Raw genomic sequence first — 23,462 nt, forward strand, 5'->3', positions numbered from 1 at the left:
TTCATTTATATTCCCATAGATAGTTTTATCGCCAATGACTATGACATCCTGTTCAATCAAAAATTCATACACATTCTCAGGGAAAATGAAACGGTTATTTCAAACGAAGATAAGAATGGGGTGGATTTTGCCCATATATTAGTGACCACTACCCTACCCACTGCATTTTTTGAAGGCAGGCAACATATCTTTTCTTTTAGAAAACATGAAGAGGGCGTATGGAAACTGAATGAGATTAGTACCGTACCATAAACATATAAGTTAGGCGCCCATCCAATTTTTGAAGTCCGACGCTTTTGCCTTACTCACTACAATACGCTCGCTACACGGTGGATGAACATCTACCAACAACTTGCTGTTGAAATGAAATTTAATGGCGGTAATGGCTTCTCTACGTACTATAAACTGTCTGTTTGCCCTATAGAACAGCTGAGGGTCAAGTGCATCTTCAACATCTTCCAGTTTAATATCCAGTACATAGGATCGTTCCTGTAGCGTTACTGCTTTAACGAGCCCCGTATCTATATAAAAATAGGCAATGTCCGCAGTTTTTATAGGCAACAACTGATCGCCGACAACTACTAAAAATGTTTGTTTATAATTAGAGGGTTTGTTCTGTATTAAATGCAATAAACTTTGCATTTGCCGCTCATTGATACCCTTTTGTTGGTTTTGAACTTCAAAACGACCTAAAGCATCTGACAGCTCTTCTTGGTCTATTGGTTTCAATAAATAATCTATACTGTTGACCTTAAAAGCTTTTAACGCATATTGGTCATATGCGGTTGTAAATATGATGGGAATATTGATGGTAACCTGGTCAAAAATCTCAAAAGAAATACCGTCCGCCAAATGAATATCCATAAAAACCAGCACACCTTCATGCGGATTTGAAAAATAATCAACGGCGCTCTTTACGGTGTCCAATACCGCAATGACCTCAATACCGGGATTGATCTTCGTCAACAAATAGGTTAGGTTATCACTTGCAGCAAGTTCGTCTTCAACCAATATTACTTTCATGCCACTTCCTTTAAAGGTAATTCTACTTTAAATATATCATTATCGGTACTTACCAGAACTTCTTTTTTTAATAAAAGTAAATATCGTTTTTTAAGATTGTACAATCCTGTGCCCATGCCTTCTGCCAATGTACTTCTTGAGCGAATAGGGTTTTCTACAATTAATGAATCCTTACCTGCATAAACCTTTACGATTAAAGGATTGGTAGATGATATTTCATTATGCTTTACAGAGTTCTCTACCAAGGATTGCAAAGCCAAAGGCGGTATCTCACGATCAAAAAAACGCTCATCTATATTGACCTGAATTTCTATACGATCACGATACCGGGTCTTCATTAAAAAAATATAACTGTCCAAAAACTTTAGCTCATCTTTTACCGGTACCAAATTGGTTTCACCGCTCTGTAAAATATAGCGATACATATAAGAAAGCTTGTTTACGAACTTGGTGGCATTCTCATTTTCACGAATTAACGATGATAAAGAATTTAATGAATTGAACAGGAAATGAGGATCTATCTGGTTCTTTAATGCCGCTAGCTCATTCTCCAGGTTTTGCTGTTTTAATTGTTCGTTCTCTATTCTACTTTCTTGTTTATCCGTACTTACCCGTAACAAACGTGCTATAAAAAACAAAACAATAGATAGATTGATGAAGGTGAAATTGACCCAACCCATTTCATTGGATCTCAACGACCTACCATTGACCAAAGGATAACAGATCTTAAAAATTTTAACCACCGTAATTGCCAACACAATATTGACCAATAGAATAACGATCCATCTAAAAAATGACGGCCACTTAAATTCATCGTAATCAATATTCGCGTTAAGCTGAATTACAGACCATGAATAGCAAAAGAAAAACAGGTAACGATACATAAAATCGACCACCCATGACATGGAAAAATTTAAATTACCCTCCATTATACCATTGTATAAGTAGATGGTTTTTGGTAACGACACCAATATTCCTAAGAGAAGAGCTGTCTTAATTACTTCGCCCTGCTTAACTTTTGTTATTGCCATTTAATTTATCTCTATTGGTATTTCTCAAATATACCGTAATAAACCTATGTAGTTTATGCACAAAAATAACGTGGAATATGGCTAACCGATGGTATTTATGACCCAAACGTCTATAATTACATCTAAAACAACCTTAGCCAATTATGAAATTTTAGGAAAGGGCAAAAAAACATGGAAAAAATAAAAACAAACAGTACCTAATGAAAAATTGAATACTATGAGATGTAAGCAGAATAACTACGTACTAGAGCACTTTATTCTTAGTGTTGACCGAACCAATGACGTACCGTTTCTTCTGCCAATTTATTGTTTGGCGTAAAGGCATTGTTATGTTCTCCACGGTATTCTAAATAACTTGGGAATTTCCACCACAAGATACCTTGGCACCAGGGTTCATTCTCAATACCCTTAAAAATAATTTCGTAAGATCTGCGCTGTGCTTCTTCATTTATAGTATCGTCTGCCTCTGCATGCGGATTCTTCCACGGAGTAGCTACACTCCTAAAACCTATTTCCGTAAATACGATGGGCTTTTTAAAACGGTCATATACTTTTTTAATTTTGGTCTTCACGGTATCGAACCTTAAGCTCATTTCCTCATCTGTAGGGTTGTCTTTTTTACTCAACGGATAGTAGGAGTTTAACCCAATGAAATCCAGATCGTCCCAAAACTCGATTTTCTCGAACTCATCGCCCCAATTAGCGGCATAGGTCAGTTGACCGGAATATAATGCGCGTGTCTTTTTGATCATCTGGCGCCATGCATGGGGCTGGGACAATGTTGCTTTGGTAAATTCTACACCAATACACAACGCATCCATCTCATGAATCTCCGCCAAAAAAGCGTAATGGCGAATCCACCGATAATAATAGTCATGAAATTTGTCCCATTGGGCATCTGTAGGCATGTCTATACCACCAGGCCAACTACCGCCCACATAAATTTGGGGTTTCAATAAGGTATACATGCCCATATCACTTGCCATAGAAACGGCATGTACCACGGCATCATCATTCTCGCTTCCGGCATTATCACTAAAATGCAATGGTGTAGGTGTATTGATATCATTAATACCCGTATACGGTACAATTGCCATGGCATTACTGCCCATATTTCTTTGCTTCAACAAAGATTCCGTTGCTTTTTTTGAACCGTAACCATTGTAAATACTATAGCCTTCATGTGCAAAATTAAAGCCTTTTAAATAGGGTATTTTTTTCTTTACCGTTTCTTTCTTGGGGTATGTTTTTGGTAATTCCGCCAAATAGCCCTGCCATTTCGCTTCAAGTGTCCTTACCTCTTGTTGGGTAAGCGACAGCTTATGATAACGGTTTAGATATGTCTCTTTGCCCCAGGTATCAATCAAAAAATCAGTGAACGCACCTGCCATACAATCTCTGATCAACGAAGATTCCATCTCCAAGAATGAGTTGTTCAAAAGCTCTGCTACCGTAAACGTATTTTCAGATTCTACCAATCTTGCGGCCCAATACTTGTATCCCTTCATTTGCCAAGTTTTGGTAAAATAAATTGGCAAGCCCAAGGTCATGATATTTTTATTGCTCTTACCGATCAGGTGGTGCAATAACAGCGCATTGTCCCTGCCAATGTTATTATCTGCATAAATATTATTGACTATGGTGTGTACGGAATTTGTAACGGTATCAAACGTTGCGTGGTCCGTATTGCCCGTCATTAAACCTTTTTCTTCTGTACAGGTATAGAAATTATACGTGATCTTTGGTACGTTCTTGCCTCCTACAAAATTTATGATCTCTGCTTTTGATGTGGAAATCAATGCTTGCCACTTGGCTACATCTGCTTGTTGAACGGCTTTCTGGTGGTCTACAAACTTAACATCATCAGTATCTAACAATACCCTAGAACCTTGGGCAAAATTAAAAAAGGTAGATTTATCTATTCCCCAGTTTGCATTAAAATCGCCCATGACCAATCGCTCTTTGCTCTCATACACCTCATATTCTAAATTCTGGCGGTAAAACGATTGTCCCCAATCTTCTATTTTCTTCGAAAATAAGGCAAACACTTCTTGAGCATCTGTACCTGTTAAGATGGCAAAAGGAATTTTTGGATTTTTGGGACTGGGATAAAAGCATACTCCTAAAACCGAATTATTATTGGGTACTACCTTAGCTCCCAATTTTATTTTTGACTGGGATATTTTAAATGGGGTATTACCTATGTATTCCTTAATGAGTGGATTATCAGCTATGGTCCCCACTAAATACACAATGCTATTGTTCAACGCTTCATGGGTTACCTCATCAACATTTTTGAAGTTGACTTTGACACTGCGCCATGATCGAGATACTTCTACTAATGAAAGCTCATGAAGTATATTTTTATATTGCTTTTGCAAAGCGGTATCTTTTGCCCCGTATACGACCAAAATCTCCCGTTTATCAAAAAAACTTCTACGCAGATCTCTTCGCGAAGCTATAGAATCCAATTCTTTGGACATTATCTCTTGTTCTGCCGTTGGCAAGTATTGTACACCGGCAAAACCTACAATACCACCAATAACAATCAAAACAATAAAAAGATATTTCTTCTTCATAGACCAGTTAACAGCAAACGCTTGTTTAAGATAGCAAAACTGCAAAACCTATGTCTGTTTGCACCATTATTTAACTTTTAAAAAGGAGTTTGTGTGGTGATTTGCCAATAATATGTTTCTATTATATTTTTAAAATTCACTATGCTTCTTTCAAAAACACTGGAACTGACAATGCGTTTCCAATTCACCTATTGATTCTTGTTTATCTCAAATGTCACTTCGAGTGAATTTTTGAGGCACAAAGAAATTTGTATCGAGAAGCTCACGTGTTCCAAAACTGTTCTCCATACATTTTTAAAATTCGCTATGCTTCTTTCAAAAACACTCGAACTGACAATGCATTTCCGATTCACCTATTGATTCTTTTCCATCCCAAATGTCACTTCGAGTAAATTCTTGAGGCACGAAGAAATTAGTATCGAGAAGCTCACGTGTTCCAAAACTTGTTCTCGATACATTTTTAAAATTCACTACGCTTCTTTTAAAAACACTGGAACTGACATTTTAAGCAAAAAAGGTTTTGAAACAATAGCCGTTGTGATAAGAGCCCATTTGTACCTTAACTTTGTATTACACAACAACCAAATTTATATGAAGCCATTTTTGTTCTTAACGTTTATCCTGTTTTCTACCTTAAACACTCTTGCACAACACCGAGCCACGATACCTCTAGAAAAATATACCGAGCTAAGCGTATATGACAGAATAAGTGTTACCCTGGTAAAAGGTGAGGAAAATAAAATTGAAATAAGCGCTGCCGACAAAAAAGAACTAAGCATTACCGAAAACGATGGGCGTTTAAGGCTAAAAATGTGCTCTGGCGAATCTAATTTAAGTACCATTTTAAGCCTTACTCTTTTCTATACCGATGCACTATCTGTTTTAGATGCGAACAAAAATTCTAGAATTATTTCAACGGGACTGGTTATTGGCACCGACCTAAAAATTGAGGCACAAGATGCCAGTACCATAACTTTGAATATTGCCTACAACAATGTGTCCGCAAAAAGTACTAGCGGTAGCGAAATAAAACTATCTGGAACAAGTAATGACCAAGAAATAATGATCAATACCGGTGGTAAACTCTTGAACAAGGGCTTAAAGACTAAAAACAGTACCGTAATAGTTCTATCTGGCGGTAGTGCGGAAGTATACGCCAGTGAGTCGGTCATTGCAAAAGTAAAGGCCGGTGGGGCCATTACCGTTTACGGCAACCCAAAAACCGTGGACAAGGATGATACCTTTGGCGGTAAAATTGCAATAGTAGAATAATTATTGCTCTATACTTTGAACATCAAAACCGATCAACTCATTTTCTTGAAATTGCGGCGTAACTTCAATTGGGTTACAACACACTTCGCAATCTTCTACATAAGTTTGCAATGACACCGATGGGTCTAATAACATAGAAACTTCTTCCCAGCAATACGGACATTGAAAATAATGCTCGAACATAATAATCTTTTATGCTTTTAACTCTTTGGCAAGTTCCTTTAAAGTCAGGGACTGAATTAAATTGCCGCCGTTGGATGTGAAAATGGTATCATGCCCCAATTTCAAAGAAAGCACATTTTCATCTACATCTAAATGAATGTCTGACGGATTTACCTTAATCTCCTCCAGCTTAACATCAAAACGCTTTTTTAGGGTAATGGAACCATTGATCTTACTTAATTCAAACCCGTAAAAATCGAACAAACGTTGTAAGCCGCTGAAAAAGCTAAATCCTATATAAATCAAAGCAGCCATGGCAAACTTATATGCCAATGTAAATACATCTAACTCATCACCGTTAATAAAAGTATACACTAAGTTTATACAACCGTAAATACCTAACATAAAAACCAACAGGCCAACTACAACGGCCAATACATCTGTAAGCAATGCTTTTGTGGTTCTGGTCACTACCAAACCTTCTGCAGTTTTATCTGCCCTAAAGCCAAAATCTTTTAAGTAATCCAAGTTATTTATTTCAGCACGCTTATGGGCAATGGTATTTTCCAAATCACTTAAATCTACAACAACAGCGCGTTTCTCCAGCTCTTCATGTAAACTTAACTGTGCTTCAAAAGTGAGCAATGAATGTTGGTTCATTATCTCTATGAGCTCGCTATTTGTTCTATCGTTATACATTTTTTCCCTAATTTATTTGCTCGTTATTCTAGGTTAAAACTTTAAGGTTTACTTATAGTTCTATATTTAGTAATTGTCCTGTAAGTTGCAGTAATTGAAGCTCTGCCAACTTTGCATCATACTTCGCCAAATTCTTATTGGTCTGTGCATTCAACAAATTGATCTGTGCCTGTCTAAACTCGATTGATGTAATACTCCCCAATTGAAATTGCTCTTTAGAACGCTCAAAGTTATTCTGGTTGGTAAATACATTCTGTTCTTGAATTTGATATATTTTCAATAGATTCTCATACAAGGCCATAGCATTTTGCATATCACGATTTACCTCTAGCTCTACCTGCTTTCTCAATAATTCTTGATTGGCATATGTAATTTTCGCATTCTTAACACTTACAGTAGTGCTACCACCATCAAATAAGTTCCACGTAAGGCTTGCACCTAATGAATAATTGCCAACATTAGAATTGGTACCCGGAAAAACAGCACCCGTTAAAAATGCCGATGGTGCGTTCTGGTTTCGGTTCCAACCATAAGAACCTGACAGACCGATTGTTGGTAAATAGCCGGACTTGCTTACTTTAATATCATATGCATTGATATTTAAGTTAGTTTCGGTCTGTAACACTGCTACGTTATTGGCAATTGCCTTATCCATAAATTCCATTATTTGAAACTTCGGTATAAAAACAATGGTGGTATCTACCTCATATTGGGTATTTAAATCTTGATTAAGCACTACATTCAAATCACGCTTCGCATTGGCCAATTGCTGTTCCGTATTCAATAGATTAATGCTATCATTGGTCATATCTACTTGGGCGTTCAATATATCCAATCTAGTATTTTGACCATATTCAAAAGAGTATTCTGATCTCGTTATTCTATCCCTAGAGATTTCCAATGCCTGCTTTTGTACATTCTTATTTTCCGTAAGTCTTGCAATTTCAAAATAGACCGTGAACATTTGGATCATGGTATTTTCTATAGTTTCCCGAGCCTGTAACGTGCTCAACTGATATTGCTCTTTTAATCTTTTATAATTATAAAACCTGCCCAAACCATCAAACAAGGTATAATTTAGGTTCAATGCCGTACTATACCGTTGACTTTCTGCACCGTCTATAGAGATATCGTCTCTTTGGCTACCATCCTCGTTAAACTGACCAGGAAACTCAGTAGTCGTATTATTGTTGTTATATGTAGCAGCTGCCGTTCCGGTCAACGTTGGCAAATATCCTGAATTAAGAATACTGGCATTATTCTCTGCAATATCAACTTGTCCTCTGGCAATCTCTATACCGTAATTGCTCTCTAACGCCTTGATTACAGCTTCTTCTTTAGAGAGTGTTTTCTCTTGCGCGAAAACTGTGCACATGGGCAGAAATACCAATAATATGATGAATTTTACTTTACTCATTATAACTTATCTATATTCTTATATGGATCTGAACCTGCTTCAATTTGTTCTTGATGCTTGCCACCTTCTATACCTTCTTGTGAATGGCCTTCTAAATGATTGGCTTCTTTTCTTTCCTTTATAGCTCTTTCCACCTCTTCTTTCGTAATCTTATGGCCAGAAGCAAAAGATAAGTTCTGAGCTTTTAGATTATTACTGAATGATAGGAACAATGGCAACATCAATAATGTCAGTACCGTAGCAATACCAATACCATAGGCAATAGATATGGCCATTGGTTTTAAGAACTGTGCTTGTCTACTCGTCTCAAGCATTAAAGGAGCTAAACCTGCAATAGTCGTTATCGATGTTAAGAAAATTGCTCTAAATCTAGATTTACCTGCTTCAAATATGGCATTATCAAAGGTCATACCTTCTCGTAAATTTGAATTGAACTTACCAATAAGCACCAGACCATCGTTTACCATAATACCGATCAAGGCAATGATACCTAAAATAGAAAGTACGTTAATTGGGAAATCATGAATCCAATGTCCCCATGCTACAGCCGTAAAGCTAAACGGCACCAATAATAGTAGCATTAGTGGCTGACTGAAACTCCTAAACGTAAATGCAATTGTAATATAGATTAAAAGAATTACCGTGAAACCCACTAACTTTAGCGAGCCTGTTAATTTCTCTAACTCCCTGTTCTGACCTTCATAAGATGCACTTACCGTAGGATACTTAGATTGTATCTCCGGCATATGTACATTTTGGATTTCTGTCATAATCTCCGTAGGGCTATCCTTTACGTCTTTCATATCGGCAGACACTTGAATTTCCCTTCTACCTTCCAAACGATTGATGGCAACATCACCACGTTCAATGGTATAATCGGCAATTTCACTCAATGGAACGCGATCACCTGACGGAGTTACGATACGCATATCATCTAAATTGGAAATCGACGAACGCTCATTTCTATCATAACGGACCCATACCCTAATCTCATCTTGCGATCTTTGAAAACGTTGTGCCTGTACCCCAAAGAAACCTGCACGAACCTGCGTCATCAATGTTTGAAGATCTAATCCTAATAAATAGGCATTCTCCTTTAATGTCAACCTAATTTCCTTGATACCTGCCGGGTCATTATCCGAAATATCCTTTAACCTTGGGTTTTTGGTCAATATGCTTTTTAACTCTGCCTTTGCAGCTTTCAGTTGCTCAATATTATTCCCTAACAAGGAAACCGAGACCGGAGACCCACCAAAGTTACCACCAGACCCATAAATTAGGCTTTCTACACCCACAACAGGCCCCACAAGCTCTTCTAACCTTCTAGTAACCAAATCTGCTGAAATTTCATTTGGTCTTTCCTCTCCTGGCAGCAGGTTAATTGTCAATACCGCAGAAGATGACCCAGGACCTAATCTTTTGATCACGTTTTCAAAAACTTGTTTATCCGATCCAGCAAGGTATTCCTCAGTCAATTCTTTATTGACGATCACAGCTTTCTCTTCGATCAATGATATAATAGAGTCTGTAATTTTTTCATTGGTACCGTTTGGCATCTCTAATTCTATACCAACCCGGTCACTGGCTATTCTAGGGAAGAATGCCGTTCTAATAATACCACCACCTACAGAACCTAATGTTAGAATGAATGCAGATGCAAATACCGCAAACATGAATATTTTATGGTTCATTGAAAAGCTCAATACCGGCGTATACAATTTATCGCGCATCCATACCATTAGCCTGTCGCCAAACTCATTGATTACCCTAAGCTTTGCAAAGGCATTTGCAAATCCGCTTTTTGGCTTATCATCTATAGGCTGTAATGCTTTTGAATGTGCCAAGTGAGCGGGTAAAATTACCAAAGCCTCTACCAATGACACTACCAAAGTTAAAATTACGATAACCGAAACCTCACCAAAAAACTCCCCTATTCTACTATCTAAGAACAAAAAGATAGAAAAGGCCAATATTGTGGTAATAATTGCAGATATGATTGGTGGTAAAACCTCCATAGTACCATCTACCGCCGCTTGAACAGGAGACTTTCCTTTTTCATAATGCTGATAGATATTCTCGGCAATTACGATACCATCATCTACTAAAATACCGATAACGATGATCATACCGAAAAGTGAAAGTACATTAATGGTCACATCAAAGAAACCTGCAAAAACAAACATACCTAAGAATGCAACAGGTAGACCAAAGGCAACCCAGAACGCCAATCTGGTATTCAGGAACAGGGATAAAAATATGAGTACCAAAACCATACCCATAATGGCATTTTCCGTAAGTAATTGGGTTCTTTGGTTAAGCGTAGTGGACTGATCGGAAACAACGTCCAATTTAATATTGTTATACTTTTCGTTAAACTCGTCTACATAGGCATTGACCTGGTCCGCTGCAGCAATTAAATCTTCATTATTGGTACTCGTTATCGTTGTGCTAACCGATAGATTACCATTGAAGAACGTTGCATTAGGACTCTCCGCAAATCTATCCCTAACTACAGCTACATCCTTTAAACGAATTACATTACCGGATTGATCTGCGCGCACAACTAGGTTACCCAATTCACTACCATAATATGAACGGTTATTGGCACGTATTAAATATTCTTCCGCATCGGTCTTAATATTACCGCCCGTAACTAAAATATTGGCACTTGAAACCGAGCTAGCTACTTCCGCAAAAGATAAACCATAGGCCAAAAGGTCATTTTCATTAACGGCTATTTCAATCTCCTCATCTGGAAAGCCCGAAATTTCTATTTGAGAAATACCGTCCATTGCCCTTAAGTCATTTTCAATATCCCTGCCTACACTTTTTAAAGTCGCTAACGGAATATCCTCCCCGCTAATAGCAAATGATATTGTTTGGCGTACGGTCTCTAGTTTAGAAACAATCAATGGCTCCATACCTGTAGGAAACGTAGGTACCCTATCTACGGCATTCTTGACTTCTAAAAGCATGAAATCTATATTCTCGCCTTTTTCGATCTCAACATTTATAGTACCACTATTCTCCCTAGACGTAGAGGTAACACGATCAACACCTTCTAGCCCTTTTAGGTTATCTTCAATTTTAAGAACAATACCTTCCTCAACCTCTTGTGGAGATGCCCCCGGGTATGTAATGGTTATGGCAATATTCTTTGAATCTGTCAGCGGAAAGAAAGAAGACTTCAGCGCCTTGGCACCAACGATACCAAATAAGGCAAAAGAAATTACGACCACATTGACCGCAACATGGTACCGAATAAAATACTCTATCAGTTTACGCATTATTCTTTTGTTTTTTCTGGTTGTTCAGAGTAAATTTTCACGGACATCCCTGTAAATGCACCACTAATTGGTTTAGAAACTATAGTAACACCATCCGGTACATTTTTTAACACTACGCGCTTATCGGAAAAATAAACGGGTTCTACATCTATCTTGTCAAGTACAGAGTCTTTTACTACAAATATTTGATTGCCATCTAACAACAACCCTCTGTCAACTTCAATGGCATTTTCTTCCTTTTTGGCATCTAGGTCTGCCTCTAGGTACATACCCTCCCTAAGGTTTTTATCCGCAACCTCTATATATGCATTTACCGATTGTGTTAATTGATCTATACTACCATTGATTCTGGTAACCTTTCCTTTATAGGTAGTGTTATCATCTAAATTGGTCAATTCTACAGATTCCCCTACCTTTAAAAGATCCGTGTATCTTTTGCTAATGGCCACTTCAAGTTCATATACTTCGGTATTGATGAATTCACCTAATTTCTGACCTGATCTTACCAAAGTACCCTCAGTAACCAAAGCCTCTGTTAGAACGCCCGAAAATGGCGCGGTTATACGATACTTGGACAATCTTTGCTCCAAATTTTTAACATTGTAGTAACTGGTTAAAATTCCTCTACCGGATATAAAAAACTTTTCTTTTTCCGTTGCCAACTCCGGAAGTGCCGGGGTACTTTTAGACATATCAAAATTAGAAAGATACTCTTGCCACTTAGAATAAATGTCAGGGTAGTCCAATCTTAAATCTGGCATTACCGCCGTTAGTTGATTGAAAAGATTACTTTTTGCAGATTGTACACTTGCGGCATATTCATTGGCATCTATACTGATAATGGTTTCACCTTGACGAAAAGCCTGACCTTCCTTAAACAACTTACTACCTTTTTTGAATACCCCCTGAACCTCAGCATATAGCTCTACACGCTGCTTGGCCGTTAAATTACCATTGGCAGATACTACGATAGGTACCGTACCATTCTTAACAACCTCCGTAAAAACAGTTTTTACTACTTTTTCAGATTTCGGTTTAAATGTTTTCTTACTATCTATAATAATCCCTGCTAAAAAAAAGGATACTACAATTAGTAACAAACCTAGAACGGTAAAAATAATTTTTCGCATTTTATTTTAATTTATAAGCGTATTTCAAAAAACTTGGTATCAAAAATACTTTTTAATATCCCTTAGCATTATGGCAATTAAATGAAACGACCAAATTTGGTAGTGAACCGACTTTGATCCTATTTCAGCTTTATTCACCATTGTTCAAAAGTTTTGTGTATTCGTCCCAAACCCTAAAACCATTTGAAGAAACAATAAATTTATTGTTAAAATGTGGCACTTGTTTTAATGAGATTTTAACGTAAAACTTTTGGATATCAAAGAATCATTGGCGAAACTACAAAAAAACCTATCTGGCATGGAGTGCCTTTATGGTTAAAGTAATCATAAAATAGGCGTTGGGCGTGAAGATTAAAAACAAAAAAAGGGATGCCAAAGCATCCCTTTTTTTATCAATATTATACTCGTCTAGTTTCTTTTTGCATCTTCATACTTAGTATCAACAATTCTTGTTCTGTCCGCATCTGTTGAACCAAACTTCATGTTTAAAAATTCGTCATCGCTATCAAAAACGGCCAATTTAGAACTTTGCATCCTTAACAGTGAATTCAGCGATCTAAAATCATTGCCCTGTAATTGTACAAATTCCAAATTACTCAAAGTTGCCATACCACTTGGCAGATCACCTTCAAACTTATTATATGAAAGTATTAGTTCCTTTAAGTTCACCAAACGTCCTAGATCTACTTCTATGGCGCCTGCCAGTTTGTTACCAAAAAGTTCCAGCCTTTCCAGTTTAGCCAATTTTTCAATTGATTTTGGCAAACTACCTTCCAAATAATTACTTGATAGGTTCAGCGACTTTAAATTTGACATCTCCCCTATTCCTTCTGGAATTGTTCCTTGCAATAAATTATTGAAAACGGACAGTTCTTCCAACTGTTTCATTTTTGAATAATCTTGAGGTAGATTACCTGATAGTTTATTCATTTCTAAACGTATCTCCTTCAACTCTTCTAACTGGAATATATCATTAGTTAATTTGCCTTCTATGATATTAAAAGCTAGATTCAAGGTTTTTAAATGCGATAATTTTGATATTCCCTCTGGAATAGCACCCTTAAGATTATTGCGATAAAGTTTTAATGCCGTTACATGGCCATCCGTAATTTCTACACCATACCATGTAGAAGGATCATCCTGTAGATCCCATTTGTTTTGCCATTGTTCGCCAATGGTTCTCTTGTTAAAATCTAATAAATATTGTTTTTCGCTTGAAGGTATTTGAGCATGAATAGTGAAACTACAAGACAAAATAAAAATTAAGCAGGCATAGGTTATAAAATTTTTCATATTGAAAAAATTAATTGTTTGGGGGACTTTACGCATACCATTTAATTAGTTATACCATATAAAAACGGTACTAGTGTAAAAAGTACTTTTATTATAACGTGCAAAAAATACATTTATGATACGCCATTGATATTAATATACTTATAACAAAAAAGAGATGCTGTTCAACATCTCTTTTTTTCACCAAACTAACTAAAAGTGTAAACTACTCTTACTCTTCTATATCCTCAAACTTCGTATCCGCCATTCTGGTCTTACTGAAGTTAATATCTTTAAATTCTAACTTTTTATCTTCTTTATCATAATCAAAAACCAAGTATTCTTTTGTTTCCAACAACTCTAAAGCCTTAAAAGAACTGAAATTATTATTCTGAATTTGAAATACTTCTAAACTTGCCAATTCCGCAAACTCATTTGGTATATCTCCTATAAATCTATTATTGGCCAAGACCAGTTCCTTTAACTTACTAAGTTTGCCCATATCTCTTGGTATTGCGCCTTCCAATCTATTTTCAAAAAGACCTAAAGTTTCTAATTGCGATAGTGCGCCCAATGAACTTGGCATATCGCCATAAAACTCATTACTAGAAAGATTCAATACTTTTAAACTGGTTAGATTACCCAACGTAGCCGGAATTTCTCCTGTAAAAAAATTGTTGAACGCAGAAAGCTCTTCTAATTGAACCAAACTACCAATACCTTCTGGCAACTTACCATTAAGCCTGTTCATTTCTAATTTCAACACTTTTAAGTTGGCAAGATTCGCTATTTCTGAAGGCAAAGCACCGGTTAAAGAATTGAATGCTAAATTCAACACTCTAAGATTCTGTAAATTACCTATTTCAGAAGAAATTGCACCCATAAGATTATTATGGAATAAATTAATCTCTACTACTTGATCATTTTCTACCGTAATACCATGCCATTGGGAAACAGGAGTCTTTAAATCCCATTTTTTTACCCAGTGATTACCATTTGTGGTTTCATATAAATCAATTAACGCTTTCTTCTCCTTTTTGGAAACTTCTGCAAAACAAATCGTTGTCAGAAAAAATAGGCTGAAACTTAAATAATATAATTTTTTCATAAGATGGTGGTTTGGAAAATTCTTACACTAAGAATTCTCCTACAAATTTGAACTAATAACGCTGAAAACTGAAATTTTATCGTTGAGTGACCTCTGTTTGTTGTGAAAGTAGCAAAATATGTTGTGAAAGTAGCAAAACTGTAGGTTTGGTATTATTTGTTTAACCTAACTCCTCAATTTCCATTGTAAGTGTTTCCCATTTCTGCATTAATGTTTCTAATTCCTTCTTTTTAGCTTGGTAACCATCAAAGAAATTAGGCTTTGCTATGGTGGCGTCATAATCTACCAACAACTCATGATCTATATTCTTAATCTCATTCTCAAGTGTTCCGATCTTACTTTCAACCGAGCTCAATTGGTTCTTTAAACTCTTTAGTCTCTTTTGGTCTTGAAAAGAATTGGATGCTTTAGGTTTTTCTTTTGACGTAGCTACTGCCTGCTTTTTTTCAATAGCCCTAAAATCTTCTACTTTACGTTGTTCCAAGTAGTAGTCCACATCGCCTAAATACTCTCTTATCTTTTGATCTTTAAATTCATAAACTTTATTAGTAAGTCCTTGAAGAAAATCCCTATCATGTGATACCAAAATCAAAGTTCCCTCAAAATTTAAACAGGCCTGCTTCAATACATTTTTAGATTTTATATCCAAGTGGTTGGTGGGCTCATCCATTACAAGAACATTAAAAGGCTGTAATAACATTTTGGCCAAAGCCAAACGATTACGTTCACCACCGGAGAGAACTTTCACATATTTATCCACTTCATCTCCCCTAAATAAAAACGACCCTAAAATATCTCTTACTTTACTTCTGTTTTTTTCGTTGGCCGCATCTATCATGGTATCTAAAATGGTCTTGTTACCATCTAAATATTCCGCCTGGTTCTGTGCAAAATAGCCTATTTGCACGTTATGCCCCAGTTTTAAGTGACCCTCATGTTCCAAATCACCAACAATAATCTTTGCCAAAGTAGATTTTCCTTGTCCGTTTTGACCAACAAAAGCAGTTTTGCTATCCCTTTCAATTAACAGGTTAATGTCATTTAACACTAAGTTATTACCATACGCTTTTGAAAGTTCCTCAATTTCTACCACAACCTTGCCCGGTGTAACCGAAATAGGAAAACGAAGGCTCATAACACTGTTATCATCCTCATCAACTGCTATACGTTCAATCTTATCCAACTTTTTGATCAATGACTGCGCCATAGAGGCCTTGGTAGACTTGGCCCTAAACTTCTCTATTAAGCGTTCTGCCTGTTGAATTTCTTTTTCTTGGTTCTTTTGGGCATTTACCTGTTGTTGTTTTATTTCATTTCTTAACACCAAATACTCAGTGTAAGGTTTATTGTAGTCGTAAATACGCCCCAACGAGATTTCAATAGTCCTGTTCGTTACATTATCCAGGAACATTTTATCGTGTGAAACAATAACTACGGCGCCGGTATAGTTGTTCAAAAACTGCTCAAACCAAATGATAGATTCTATATCTAAATGGTTGGTAGGCTCATCCAGCAACAAAACATCGTTGGTTTGTAATAACAATTTGGCAAGCTCTATACGCATTCTCCATCCCCCGGAAAATGTTTCTGTTTTTTTATCAAAATCCTCTCTTCTAAAACCTAGACCTTGTAGTATTTTTTCTGTCTCCCCCTGATAGTTATAACCCCCTAAAATTTCATAATGATGCGTTATATCACTCAAGTCTACAATGAGCTGACTATAGGAATCCGATTCATAATCCGTTCGTTCTGCAAGTTGATGATTTATTTCATCCAATTTTAATTCCAAGGCCTTGATCTCTTCAAAAGCTTGATACGCTTCTTCCAATACTGATCTTCCTTCAACAAAATCTATATCTTGACGCAGAAATCCGATCTTAATATCTTTTTCTACCGCTATTACACCGGTATCCAAAGGCATATCTTTATTCAACAACTTCAGCAAAGTAGATTTTCCTGCTCCATTTTTACCTACTAGCCCCACTCTGTTACCGGCATTTAAACGAAATGAAATTTCTTCAAATAAATATTCTCCTCCAAAAGAGACTGATAGGTTGTGAACGTTTAACATAAATTCTAATTCTTCTATTGGTTACTTAAAAATCCCATATAAAATTTGATGAGTTTTAAGCTAATTTTATCATTATAACTACAGTAGAGCAATATGAGAAATATCTCAAAATCGTACCTTAGTGCAAAGTTTTGCAAATGTTAAAAAAAGGAAACAAACTCTACAGCATTTTAACAGGAAGTTGTCCTAGATGTCATGAAGAAAGTATGTATTTGGACAAAAACCCGTACCATATGGGCAAAATCTTTAAAATGCACGAAAGATGTAGCCATTGCGATTTAAAATGTAAAATAGAACCCTCTTTCTTTTATGGTGCCATGTATGTTAGTTATGGAGTAGGAATTGCTTTTGCAGTTGCGGCTTTTGTCATTGCATATTTGTTTTTTGGTGCAGGTCTTATAGAAACATTTATAGCTATTATTGCGACACTTGTTGTGTTTATGCCGGTAATTATGAGGTTATCCCGTAATATTTGGATCAACATGTTCGTAACCTATGACCCTAACACAACAAATAATTTTAAAAAGTCCTAATTCCTATTAAAACGAGCTATATCCATTTCTTCAAGCAATGGCATTTCTTTTTCTACACGATCATATAGCGCTTTTGCCGCCCAAGGAGCTATTGTAATTCCATGAGACCCAAAACCGTTCAACAACCATAAATTAATATGCTTTGGATGTTGACCTACCAAAGGTCTTCTATCTTTGACCGTAGGCCTCATTCCTGCCACGTGATCAACTACCTTATATGGATGATTCAGTAAGGTATCCAATTTATTTAAAAGCTCGCTTTTAGCTTCTTCCGTAGTTATATTATTTTTATGTTTTCTATGGTACGTGGCGCCTACTTTATACAGATCATTACCAAGAGGAATTAAAAATATAGAGGATTTAATCACATTTAATTCATTTAAACCTTTAGACTCTATAACAATATACTCCCCTTTTGAACCTTGCATAGGCAGATAATTGAAAAACGGATTCTGCATCATTCCGTATCCTTCGGCAAATACGACATTCTTTGCCTTTATATCTTTGTAAATTACGTAGTCTTGTTTTATTTGAAGGTCGTTATAAGTAAAGGTCTGAGTATATAATTTACTTTCTTCTTTTAGCCAATTCTCATAATTATTAAAAAGTGTTAGGGTCTCTAACCTACCTGTCTCTAAAACTTTACCCAATTGAAAAGGAATATTTAGTCCGGCATTTTCATTATTCACCAGCTTTGTAGCTAAATATGGCTTAAGCTTATTTTTATCTGCGGCTTCAAACCACAGATTCTGCTCTTCAATTGAGGCAAATTTTCGTAGCACGTTCAGCTTTTCATCAAACTTTACATTCAAAAATTGTTCTAATTGCGTGTAAAATTCGGTAGCAACAGGTAATTGTTCATCTGCCCGCCAAGAAAGGGTAAAGCGTTTTAAAATAACAGGATTATACAAACCGCCCGCAACACGAGAGGATGTCTGCGATCGGTCATTAAAAACAACGAAAGTTTTATCGTTTTTACGTAAGGTTTCGCAAAATGCAGTACCCGCCAATCCTAACCCTACCACTATATAATCTACCATGGCGCAAAGGTAACGACAATTGCATAAAACGTTATATAAAAACAAAAGACCCGATCTTTCGATCGGGTCTTTTGTTTATGTGAATTGGATTTTCAGTAAGCTTAGTAAGCCCACATGTCTTGTTCCTTATCTCTAATTGTTTCTTTAATTCGTTTTGCTTCCAATAATTGGAACAAAGCATTATCAGAAATGTAATCATCTACCTTTCTGTCGCCCTGTACGTTATCTTCTTTATAGATAACAGCATCGAATCTTCGTGCATTTAAAAGCATGTCAAAGGAGATAGGCTGTGCTGAATTTTGTTGGTTGAAAACTTTTGCTTCGTGTAACATTTCACGTGCATCTGGGTACCATACCCAAAAAAGCTCTACCATATCTGGATTGTCATCATCCATAAAGTTTACATCTGGTGCAACAGGAGCAATACCTAAAAGACGGTATTTTAATTCTCCCTGCCTTTTATCAAAATACCAGATACCTTTAATGTGGTACTCTTCAATGTCTGCCGCAGAGATCGTTCTTCGAGTAATATACTCCTCAGAAACTGCTTCACCTGCATTCATTTGCTCATACCCGTAATCTAGGGTATCAACCATTTGTAAGGCATCTTTTAAATCGTCAAAAGTTCTTTTTTGTGTAAAATAAGAATCTGTGTAAGTATCCAATTTTCCACTTTTTAAATTTTTAACCAATACATGGTACAAAGACCTTCTATCTGGTCCGATATCCATAGTATCTGTTGGGTAATACAATGGGAAATTAACTCTCTCATCTAAATCAATGGTTTCCCATAAGGTTTTAGACCAAAGAATATCCCTATCATCTACATAACCATATTCTAACGGAGCATCATTATCAACAGCCTTTTGAGCTTCTGTACGAATACCAACCTCACTTGGTTTCTTTGCATTCAATACATTTGCCTGGGCCATCATCGATAAAGGTAACATTGTTACCGCCCCCATTACTAAAACATTTTTCCAATTCATGTTTACTTCACTTTAAAATTAACCGGGCAAGTCCTTAGGGCCTACCCGGTATCATTCCATTTATTAGTTTGTAATCTCCACAACTACCGGAGATACTTTCTTCAACTTGTAACTTTTGTTATTTGTGATATAAGCTTCGATATCGAATATTTGTACAATATCTCCTCTTTTAGCACGACCTAAAGCTTGTTTAGCCTTAGCATTCATTTTGTTTCCTCTTACAGAAACTGTTGGTTGACCTGGAACTTTGAATTTGAAACCGCTTACAGCTAAGTTCAAATCAAAATCGAAATCTTCTAAACCAGCACCTATAGTAGCGATCTCAACATTTCTCTTTGGAAGTTTAAGACTACCTGTTTGCTTGCTTATGCTACCTTCTGGTCTTGGAATATCCTTAATTCTAAATTCAGACTTAGAAGATACAGACTGACCATCTGGCAATGTACCAGAAGCAGTAATAGTAACATTTCTACCTGTACCTGGTGTCATTACATACTTACTACCACTTACCGCTTTAAGACCTGGAGCAGATGCTCTAACCTTATTGTTAGGTATACCTGGTATAGAGATAGACATTGGGTTAGCAACACCTCTATATACAACGTTCATTTTATCTGCAGCGATCAAAGCAGCATTAGGCTTAGATATTGTTGCGAAAGAATTTTTAACCTCAACAGGAATTTCTTCACCGTCTTGCTTAAAGTAGATGGTACCTTTTACTTCATGATCACCGGCAGAACCAGAACCAATCAACATTTTAACACCACCAGCTTCTAATTTATAATCAGAACCTTCAGATAATTTTCTACCATCTAAAGTCAACTCAGCTCTTACCGGAGTAGAAGAATTATCAGTTTTGCTGATAATGATCTTACCATCATACTTCTCACCTGCATAGTATGCAGATTTTGTAGCTAAAAGAGATGTTGCAAAGTTCTTTAAAGAAACTTGCTCAGTTAACTCACCAGCCAACATAGATTTCAAAGCTGCTTCTTCAGTTATCTTAACATCAGCCTGTAACTGTGTTAATTTTGCCAAAGATGCTACCAAAGGATACCCTTCATAGTGGTAGTTGATCCAATCTTGCTTTGTACCGTCTCTCTTTTCAACTTTACCGTTCTCATCTCCTGTTTGGAAACGATCGATAACAGATTGCTTTAGAGCAGCTGGTACAATTGCAGCCACTTGATCTCTATAACCTGTAAGGTTACTCATGAACTTTTTACCGTCTTCAGATAAATTTTCACCTTGAAATAATTTTTGGTCCAAGTAATCTGACATGTCCATACGGGCATAATCCTTAGGATCTTCGATCCCTTCCATCATACCTTTCTTAAGTCCTTCTAAGTAATCATAATACTCTTGAGACATAGCTTTGATCTGCTGAGCATTTTTATATAACTTATCATACTTTGCAGCATCTTCAGATGCTTTAGTTCCAAGACTTTCCAAGAACGCATCGTTACTTGCGGTTGTCTTTTCGTTAGAAGTCTCTAGCTTTTCATTCATTATACCGAATGCCGCTAGCACCTCTTTACTCATGTTTAACGCCAACATTGCGATGAAGATCAAATACATTAAGTTGACCATCTTCTGACGTGGTGATTGTTTTCCTCCTGCCATGGATTTTTAATTTAGATTTTTATTAATAATTGATTCGGGTTGGTAAAAATCCAAACTAGTTTTTGCTCATTGCAGATAACATACCACCATATACACCATTCAATGAAGAAAGGTTTGTAGACAAAGATGCCATTTGATCTTTAAGTGCACTTGCATTTTGAACAACCTCTTCATTAACTGAAGCTTGCTTGCTAGCACTTTCTAATTGTACTTTATAAAGACTGTTCAAAGACTCCATTTGAGCAGCAGCCTGAACCATTTCACTTGAATATTTCTTAGTAGATTCCATTGCATCAACTGTTGGAGCGATACCTTTAGCAGCACCTTCAAAGTTTTTAATGCTAGATCCCAAGCTCTCCATAAGACTTGCATCTACACCAGCTTCTTTTAATAAATCATCTAATTTTTTAGATAATGATGCTTCAGCTTCTTTTACTTCAGTTGCAGCTTGAGCTTTCTTAGGTGCTTTACTTTCACCACCAGCTAATTCTGGATATACCAATGACCAATCTAAATCGTCATCTACCGGTTCAAATGCACTGATCGCAAAAATTAATGCTTCTGTAATAAGACCTATCGCTAAAAGAATACCACCATTTAATGGTCCTAACTCCCAGTGAAGAATTTTGAATAATGCACCAATAATAACGACTGATGCTCCAAGCCCGTAGGCCATGTTAAATAATTTTTTTGTGGATTTTGACTGTGCCATGTTTAATTTAATTTAAGGTTTAAAAAAAAAGATTTGGTTAAAAAATGAATTTGAATTTATATTAAAACTGTTAATATTATTATTTATTGTGTGGAATCTTCCTCACCCATATAATCCTGTACCGTTCTGAAACCTATGTAACTACGGGCAGAATCTGCATATTCGTAATCTCTTGTACTTACTTGTAAGAAGTATGCTACATCTTTCCAGGAACCACCTCTAATAACTTTTCTTGTATTAGATTGATCACCACCGTTAGGGTTCATCGTTGATACATAATCATATGCACTTGGATCGTAACTTGAATTTGTCCACTCAGAAACGTTACCGGCCATATTGTACATATTAAAGTCATTAGGCTCATAAGATTTCGCTTCTACTGTATATAAAGCAGCATCTGCAGCATAATCTCCACGTTGTGGCTTAAAGTTTGCCATAAAACAACCAGTATCACTGATTACATATGGTCCACCCCATGGGTACGTACCACCTTCTATACCACCTCTTGCAGCGTATTCCCATTCAGCTTCCGTAGGTAATCTAAATTGATTTACAAACTGTCTACCACGACTCTTGTTATCATCGTTTTTAAACTTTGTTCTCCAGTTACAGAATGCTTTTGCCTGTTTCCAGCTAATACCTACAACAGGGTACTCACTGTAAGCATCGTGCCAGAAATAATCATTGTGCATTGGTTCATTATAAGAGTATGAAAAATCCCTGATCCAAACCGTTGTATCTGGGTATATCTCAACTTCTTCTGTACGGATAAAGTCTTTACGGCTCTTGTTTCCTTTAACAGAAGCACGTGCGGCAGCCTCTATATCCATCCAGCTATACTTATACTTTAATGTTTTTACATCAATTGTACGTTGACCGTTATAAGATTCTTCTTCAGATAAATAGATAGAATCCATAATCTCGGTATAATACTCGTCCGGGTAATCTGCAGTGTTCCATATAAGGTCTTCATCTTTGCTCAACGCCCTACCTTCGTAACCCGTTTCACCCATACCTGAGTAATTGTCCAACATATACTTATCATATACAGAAGCTCTTGTAGTATCTGCGTCTTTAAAAGCATAATCGCCAATACCTCCTTCTTCCGGACCAATACCTAATTCATCAGCTAAAATGGCAAGCTTGGTTCTAACGATAGAATCCTTTACCCATTCTACAAACTGACGATACTCACTATTTGTGATTTCAGTATCATCCATGTAAAAAGAACGTACCGTAACCGTCTTGGTAGGCGCATTCAATAATTTTCCTTGGTCTTCTTCACTCTTACCCATTATGAAAGAACCCCTTGGGATAAGTTCCATTCCATATGGTTTTTCCGGATACCATTTTTTTCCCTGGACTCCAGTTAGCTCACCTTTCTGTTTAGACCCACAACTTGTGAGTAAAAAAACAAACGCTATAGAGGATAACAATAGCTTCTTCATACTTTAGGTTAAATTTCGATTATGGTTAAACTCAGAATACAATAATTTATTCTAACAACTAAAACT

At 36.5% G+C, this 23,462-nt stretch carries 19 protein-coding genes; 3 read left to right on the plus strand and 16 right to left on the minus strand.

Annotated elements, in window-relative coordinates:
* The coding region (locus tag QZ657_RS06330; protein ID WP_291965693.1) for a hypothetical protein at positions 1 to 252 on the plus strand (252 nt) is incomplete at its 5' end.
* A gap of 9 nt (positions 253 to 261) precedes the next feature.
* Here QZ657_RS06330 and QZ657_RS06335 read toward each other — a convergent pair.
* The 3 genes from QZ657_RS06335 to QZ657_RS06345 form a co-directional block, all read right to left on the minus strand.
* Positions 262 to 1,023: a LytR/AlgR family response regulator transcription factor gene (locus QZ657_RS06335; protein WP_291965695.1), complete on the minus strand. Its 762-nt coding sequence runs from the start codon at positions 1,021 to 1,023 to the stop codon at positions 262 to 264.
* Positions 1,020 to 2,054, minus strand: coding sequence for a sensor histidine kinase (locus tag QZ657_RS06340; protein ID WP_291963622.1), 1,035 nt, complete (start codon positions 2,052 to 2,054; stop codon positions 1,020 to 1,022). Before QZ657_RS06340 ends, QZ657_RS06335 begins: the two co-directional genes overlap by 4 nt.
* A gap of 260 nt (positions 2,055 to 2,314) precedes the next feature.
* Positions 2,315 to 4,633 (minus strand): glycoside hydrolase family 113, encoded by a 2,319-nt coding sequence (locus QZ657_RS06345; protein ID WP_291965697.1) that lies wholly within the window; start codon positions 4,631 to 4,633, stop codon positions 2,315 to 2,317.
* A gap of 591 nt (positions 4,634 to 5,224) precedes the next feature.
* Between QZ657_RS06345 and QZ657_RS06350 the strand changes: the two genes are divergently transcribed.
* Positions 5,225 to 5,905: a head GIN domain-containing protein gene (locus QZ657_RS06350; protein WP_291965699.1), complete on the plus strand. Its 681-nt coding sequence runs from the start codon at positions 5,225 to 5,227 to the stop codon at positions 5,903 to 5,905.
* On the opposite strand, the gene QZ657_RS06355 is transcribed toward QZ657_RS06350, so the two are convergent.
* From QZ657_RS06355 to QZ657_RS06390, 8 genes are all read right to left on the minus strand, one after another.
* Entirely contained in the window at positions 5,906 to 6,088 is a 183-nt protein-coding gene (locus QZ657_RS06355; protein WP_276471089.1) for a CPXCG motif-containing cysteine-rich protein, read from the minus strand.
* A 9-nt stretch (positions 6,089 to 6,097) separates the two neighbouring features.
* The gene (locus QZ657_RS06360; protein WP_291965701.1) at positions 6,098 to 6,766 is read right to left on the minus strand and encodes a hypothetical protein; all 669 of its coding nucleotides are present in this window, start codon (positions 6,764 to 6,766) and stop codon (positions 6,098 to 6,100) included.
* Positions 6,767 to 6,818: 52 nt separating this feature from the next.
* Positions 6,819 to 8,183, minus strand: coding sequence for a TolC family protein (locus QZ657_RS06365; protein WP_291965703.1), 1,365 nt, complete (start codon positions 8,181 to 8,183; stop codon positions 6,819 to 6,821).
* On the minus strand, positions 8,183 to 11,470 hold the full coding sequence (locus QZ657_RS06370; protein WP_291965705.1) for an efflux RND transporter permease subunit: 3,288 nt from the start codon (positions 11,468 to 11,470) through the stop codon (positions 8,183 to 8,185). Before QZ657_RS06370 ends, QZ657_RS06365 begins: the two co-directional genes overlap by 1 nt.
* Positions 11,470 to 12,600 (minus strand): efflux RND transporter periplasmic adaptor subunit, encoded by a 1,131-nt coding sequence (locus QZ657_RS06375; protein WP_276471085.1) that lies wholly within the window; start codon positions 12,598 to 12,600, stop codon positions 11,470 to 11,472. Before QZ657_RS06375 ends, QZ657_RS06370 begins: the two co-directional genes overlap by 1 nt.
* A 408-nt stretch (positions 12,601 to 13,008) precedes the next feature.
* On the minus strand, positions 13,009 to 13,893 hold the full coding sequence (locus tag QZ657_RS06380) for a hypothetical protein (RefSeq protein WP_291965707.1): 885 nt from the start codon (positions 13,891 to 13,893) through the stop codon (positions 13,009 to 13,011).
* A gap of 211 nt (positions 13,894 to 14,104) precedes the next feature.
* Complete coding sequence (locus QZ657_RS06385) at positions 14,105 to 14,980, minus strand: hypothetical protein (protein ID WP_291962195.1); 876 nt, start codon at positions 14,978 to 14,980, stop codon at positions 14,105 to 14,107.
* Positions 14,981 to 15,140: 160 nt separating this feature from the next.
* On the minus strand, positions 15,141 to 17,051 hold the full coding sequence (locus QZ657_RS06390) for an ABC-F family ATP-binding cassette domain-containing protein (protein ID WP_291965709.1): 1,911 nt from the start codon (positions 17,049 to 17,051) through the stop codon (positions 15,141 to 15,143).
* 137 nt (positions 17,052 to 17,188) lie between these two features.
* On the opposite strand from QZ657_RS06390, the gene QZ657_RS06395 reads away from it, so the two are divergent.
* Positions 17,189 to 17,584 (plus strand): DUF983 domain-containing protein, encoded by a 396-nt coding sequence (locus QZ657_RS06395; protein ID WP_291965711.1) that lies wholly within the window; start codon positions 17,189 to 17,191, stop codon positions 17,582 to 17,584.
* On the opposite strand, the gene QZ657_RS06400 is transcribed toward QZ657_RS06395, so the two are convergent.
* The 5 genes from QZ657_RS06400 to gldK all read right to left on the minus strand — a co-directional run bounded on the left by QZ657_RS06400 (position 17,581) and on the right by gldK (position 23,396).
* A complete protein-coding gene (locus QZ657_RS06400) occupies positions 17,581 to 18,624 on the minus strand; it encodes an NAD(P)/FAD-dependent oxidoreductase (RefSeq protein ID WP_291965713.1) in 1,044 nt (347 codons plus the stop codon). The genes QZ657_RS06395 and QZ657_RS06400 overlap by 4 nt on opposite strands.
* A 101-nt stretch (positions 18,625 to 18,725) precedes the next feature.
* Positions 18,726 to 19,613: a gliding motility protein GldN gene (gene gldN / locus QZ657_RS06405; RefSeq protein WP_276471079.1), complete on the minus strand. Its 888-nt coding sequence runs from the start codon at positions 19,611 to 19,613 to the stop codon at positions 18,726 to 18,728.
* 63 nt (positions 19,614 to 19,676) lie between these two features.
* Positions 19,677 to 21,236 carry a gliding motility protein GldM gene (gene gldM, locus QZ657_RS06410; RefSeq protein WP_276471078.1) on the minus strand — a complete coding sequence of 520 codons (1,560 nt, stop codon included), beginning with the start codon at positions 21,234 to 21,236 and terminating at the stop codon, positions 19,677 to 19,679.
* Positions 21,237 to 21,291: 55 nt separating this feature from the next.
* Positions 21,292 to 21,948: a gliding motility protein GldL gene (gldL, locus tag QZ657_RS06415; RefSeq protein ID WP_276471077.1), complete on the minus strand. Its 657-nt coding sequence runs from the start codon at positions 21,946 to 21,948 to the stop codon at positions 21,292 to 21,294.
* 83 nt (positions 21,949 to 22,031) lie between these two features.
* Positions 22,032 to 23,396, minus strand: coding sequence for a gliding motility lipoprotein GldK (gene gldK / locus QZ657_RS06420; protein ID WP_276471076.1), 1,365 nt, complete (start codon positions 23,394 to 23,396; stop codon positions 22,032 to 22,034).
* Positions 23,397 to 23,462: the final 66 nt, after the last annotated feature.

The sequence above is a fragment of the Maribacter sp. genome, assembly GCA_020629415.1.
GTDB classification, from domain to species: Bacteria; Bacteroidota; Bacteroidia; order Flavobacteriales; family Flavobacteriaceae; genus Maribacter; species Maribacter huludaoensis.

Bases quoted from the DNA above. Each gene is read 5' to 3' on its own strand.
- QZ657_RS06335 (WP_291965695.1), bottom strand. From the start codon at position 1,023: ATGAAAGTAATATTGGTTGAAGACGAACTTGCTGCAAGTGATAACCTA.
- QZ657_RS06340 (WP_291963622.1), bottom strand. From the start codon at position 2,054: ATGGCAATAACAAAAGTTAAGCAGGGCGAAGTAATTAAGACAGCTCTT.
- QZ657_RS06345 (WP_291965697.1), bottom strand. From the start codon at position 4,633: ATGAAGAAGAAATATCTTTTTATTGTTTTGATTGTTATTGGTGGTATT.
- QZ657_RS06350 (WP_291965699.1), top strand. From the start codon at position 5,225: ATGAAGCCATTTTTGTTCTTAACGTTTATCCTGTTTTCTACCTTAAAC.
- QZ657_RS06355 (WP_276471089.1), bottom strand. From the start codon at position 6,088: ATGTTCGAGCATTATTTTCAATGTCCGTATTGCTGGGAAGAAGTTTCT.
- QZ657_RS06360 (WP_291965701.1), bottom strand. From the start codon at position 6,766: ATGTATAACGATAGAACAAATAGCGAGCTCATAGAGATAATGAACCAA.
- QZ657_RS06365 (WP_291965703.1), bottom strand. From the start codon at position 8,183: ATGAGTAAAGTAAAATTCATCATATTATTGGTATTTCTGCCCATGTGC.
- QZ657_RS06370 (WP_291965705.1), bottom strand. From the start codon at position 11,470: ATGCGTAAACTGATAGAGTATTTTATTCGGTACCATGTTGCGGTCAAT.
- QZ657_RS06375 (WP_276471085.1), bottom strand. From the start codon at position 12,600: ATGCGAAAAATTATTTTTACCGTTCTAGGTTTGTTACTAATTGTAGTA.
- QZ657_RS06380 (WP_291965707.1), bottom strand. From the start codon at position 13,893: ATGAAAAATTTTATAACCTATGCCTGCTTAATTTTTATTTTGTCTTGT.
- QZ657_RS06385 (WP_291962195.1), bottom strand. From the start codon at position 14,980: ATGAAAAAATTATATTATTTAAGTTTCAGCCTATTTTTTCTGACAACG.
- QZ657_RS06390 (WP_291965709.1), bottom strand. From the start codon at position 17,051: ATGTTAAACGTTCACAACCTATCAGTCTCTTTTGGAGGAGAATATTTA.
- QZ657_RS06395 (WP_291965711.1), top strand. From the start codon at position 17,189: ATGTTAAAAAAAGGAAACAAACTCTACAGCATTTTAACAGGAAGTTGT.
- QZ657_RS06400 (WP_291965713.1), bottom strand. From the start codon at position 18,624: ATGGTAGATTATATAGTGGTAGGGTTAGGATTGGCGGGTACTGCATTT.
- gldN (WP_276471079.1), bottom strand. From the start codon at position 19,613: ATGAATTGGAAAAATGTTTTAGTAATGGGGGCGGTAACAATGTTACCT.
- gldM (WP_276471078.1), bottom strand. From the start codon at position 21,236: ATGGCAGGAGGAAAACAATCACCACGTCAGAAGATGGTCAACTTAATG.
- gldL (WP_276471077.1), bottom strand. From the start codon at position 21,948: ATGGCACAGTCAAAATCCACAAAAAAATTATTTAACATGGCCTACGGG.
- gldK (WP_276471076.1), bottom strand. From the start codon at position 23,396: ATGAAGAAGCTATTGTTATCCTCTATAGCGTTTGTTTTTTTACTCACA.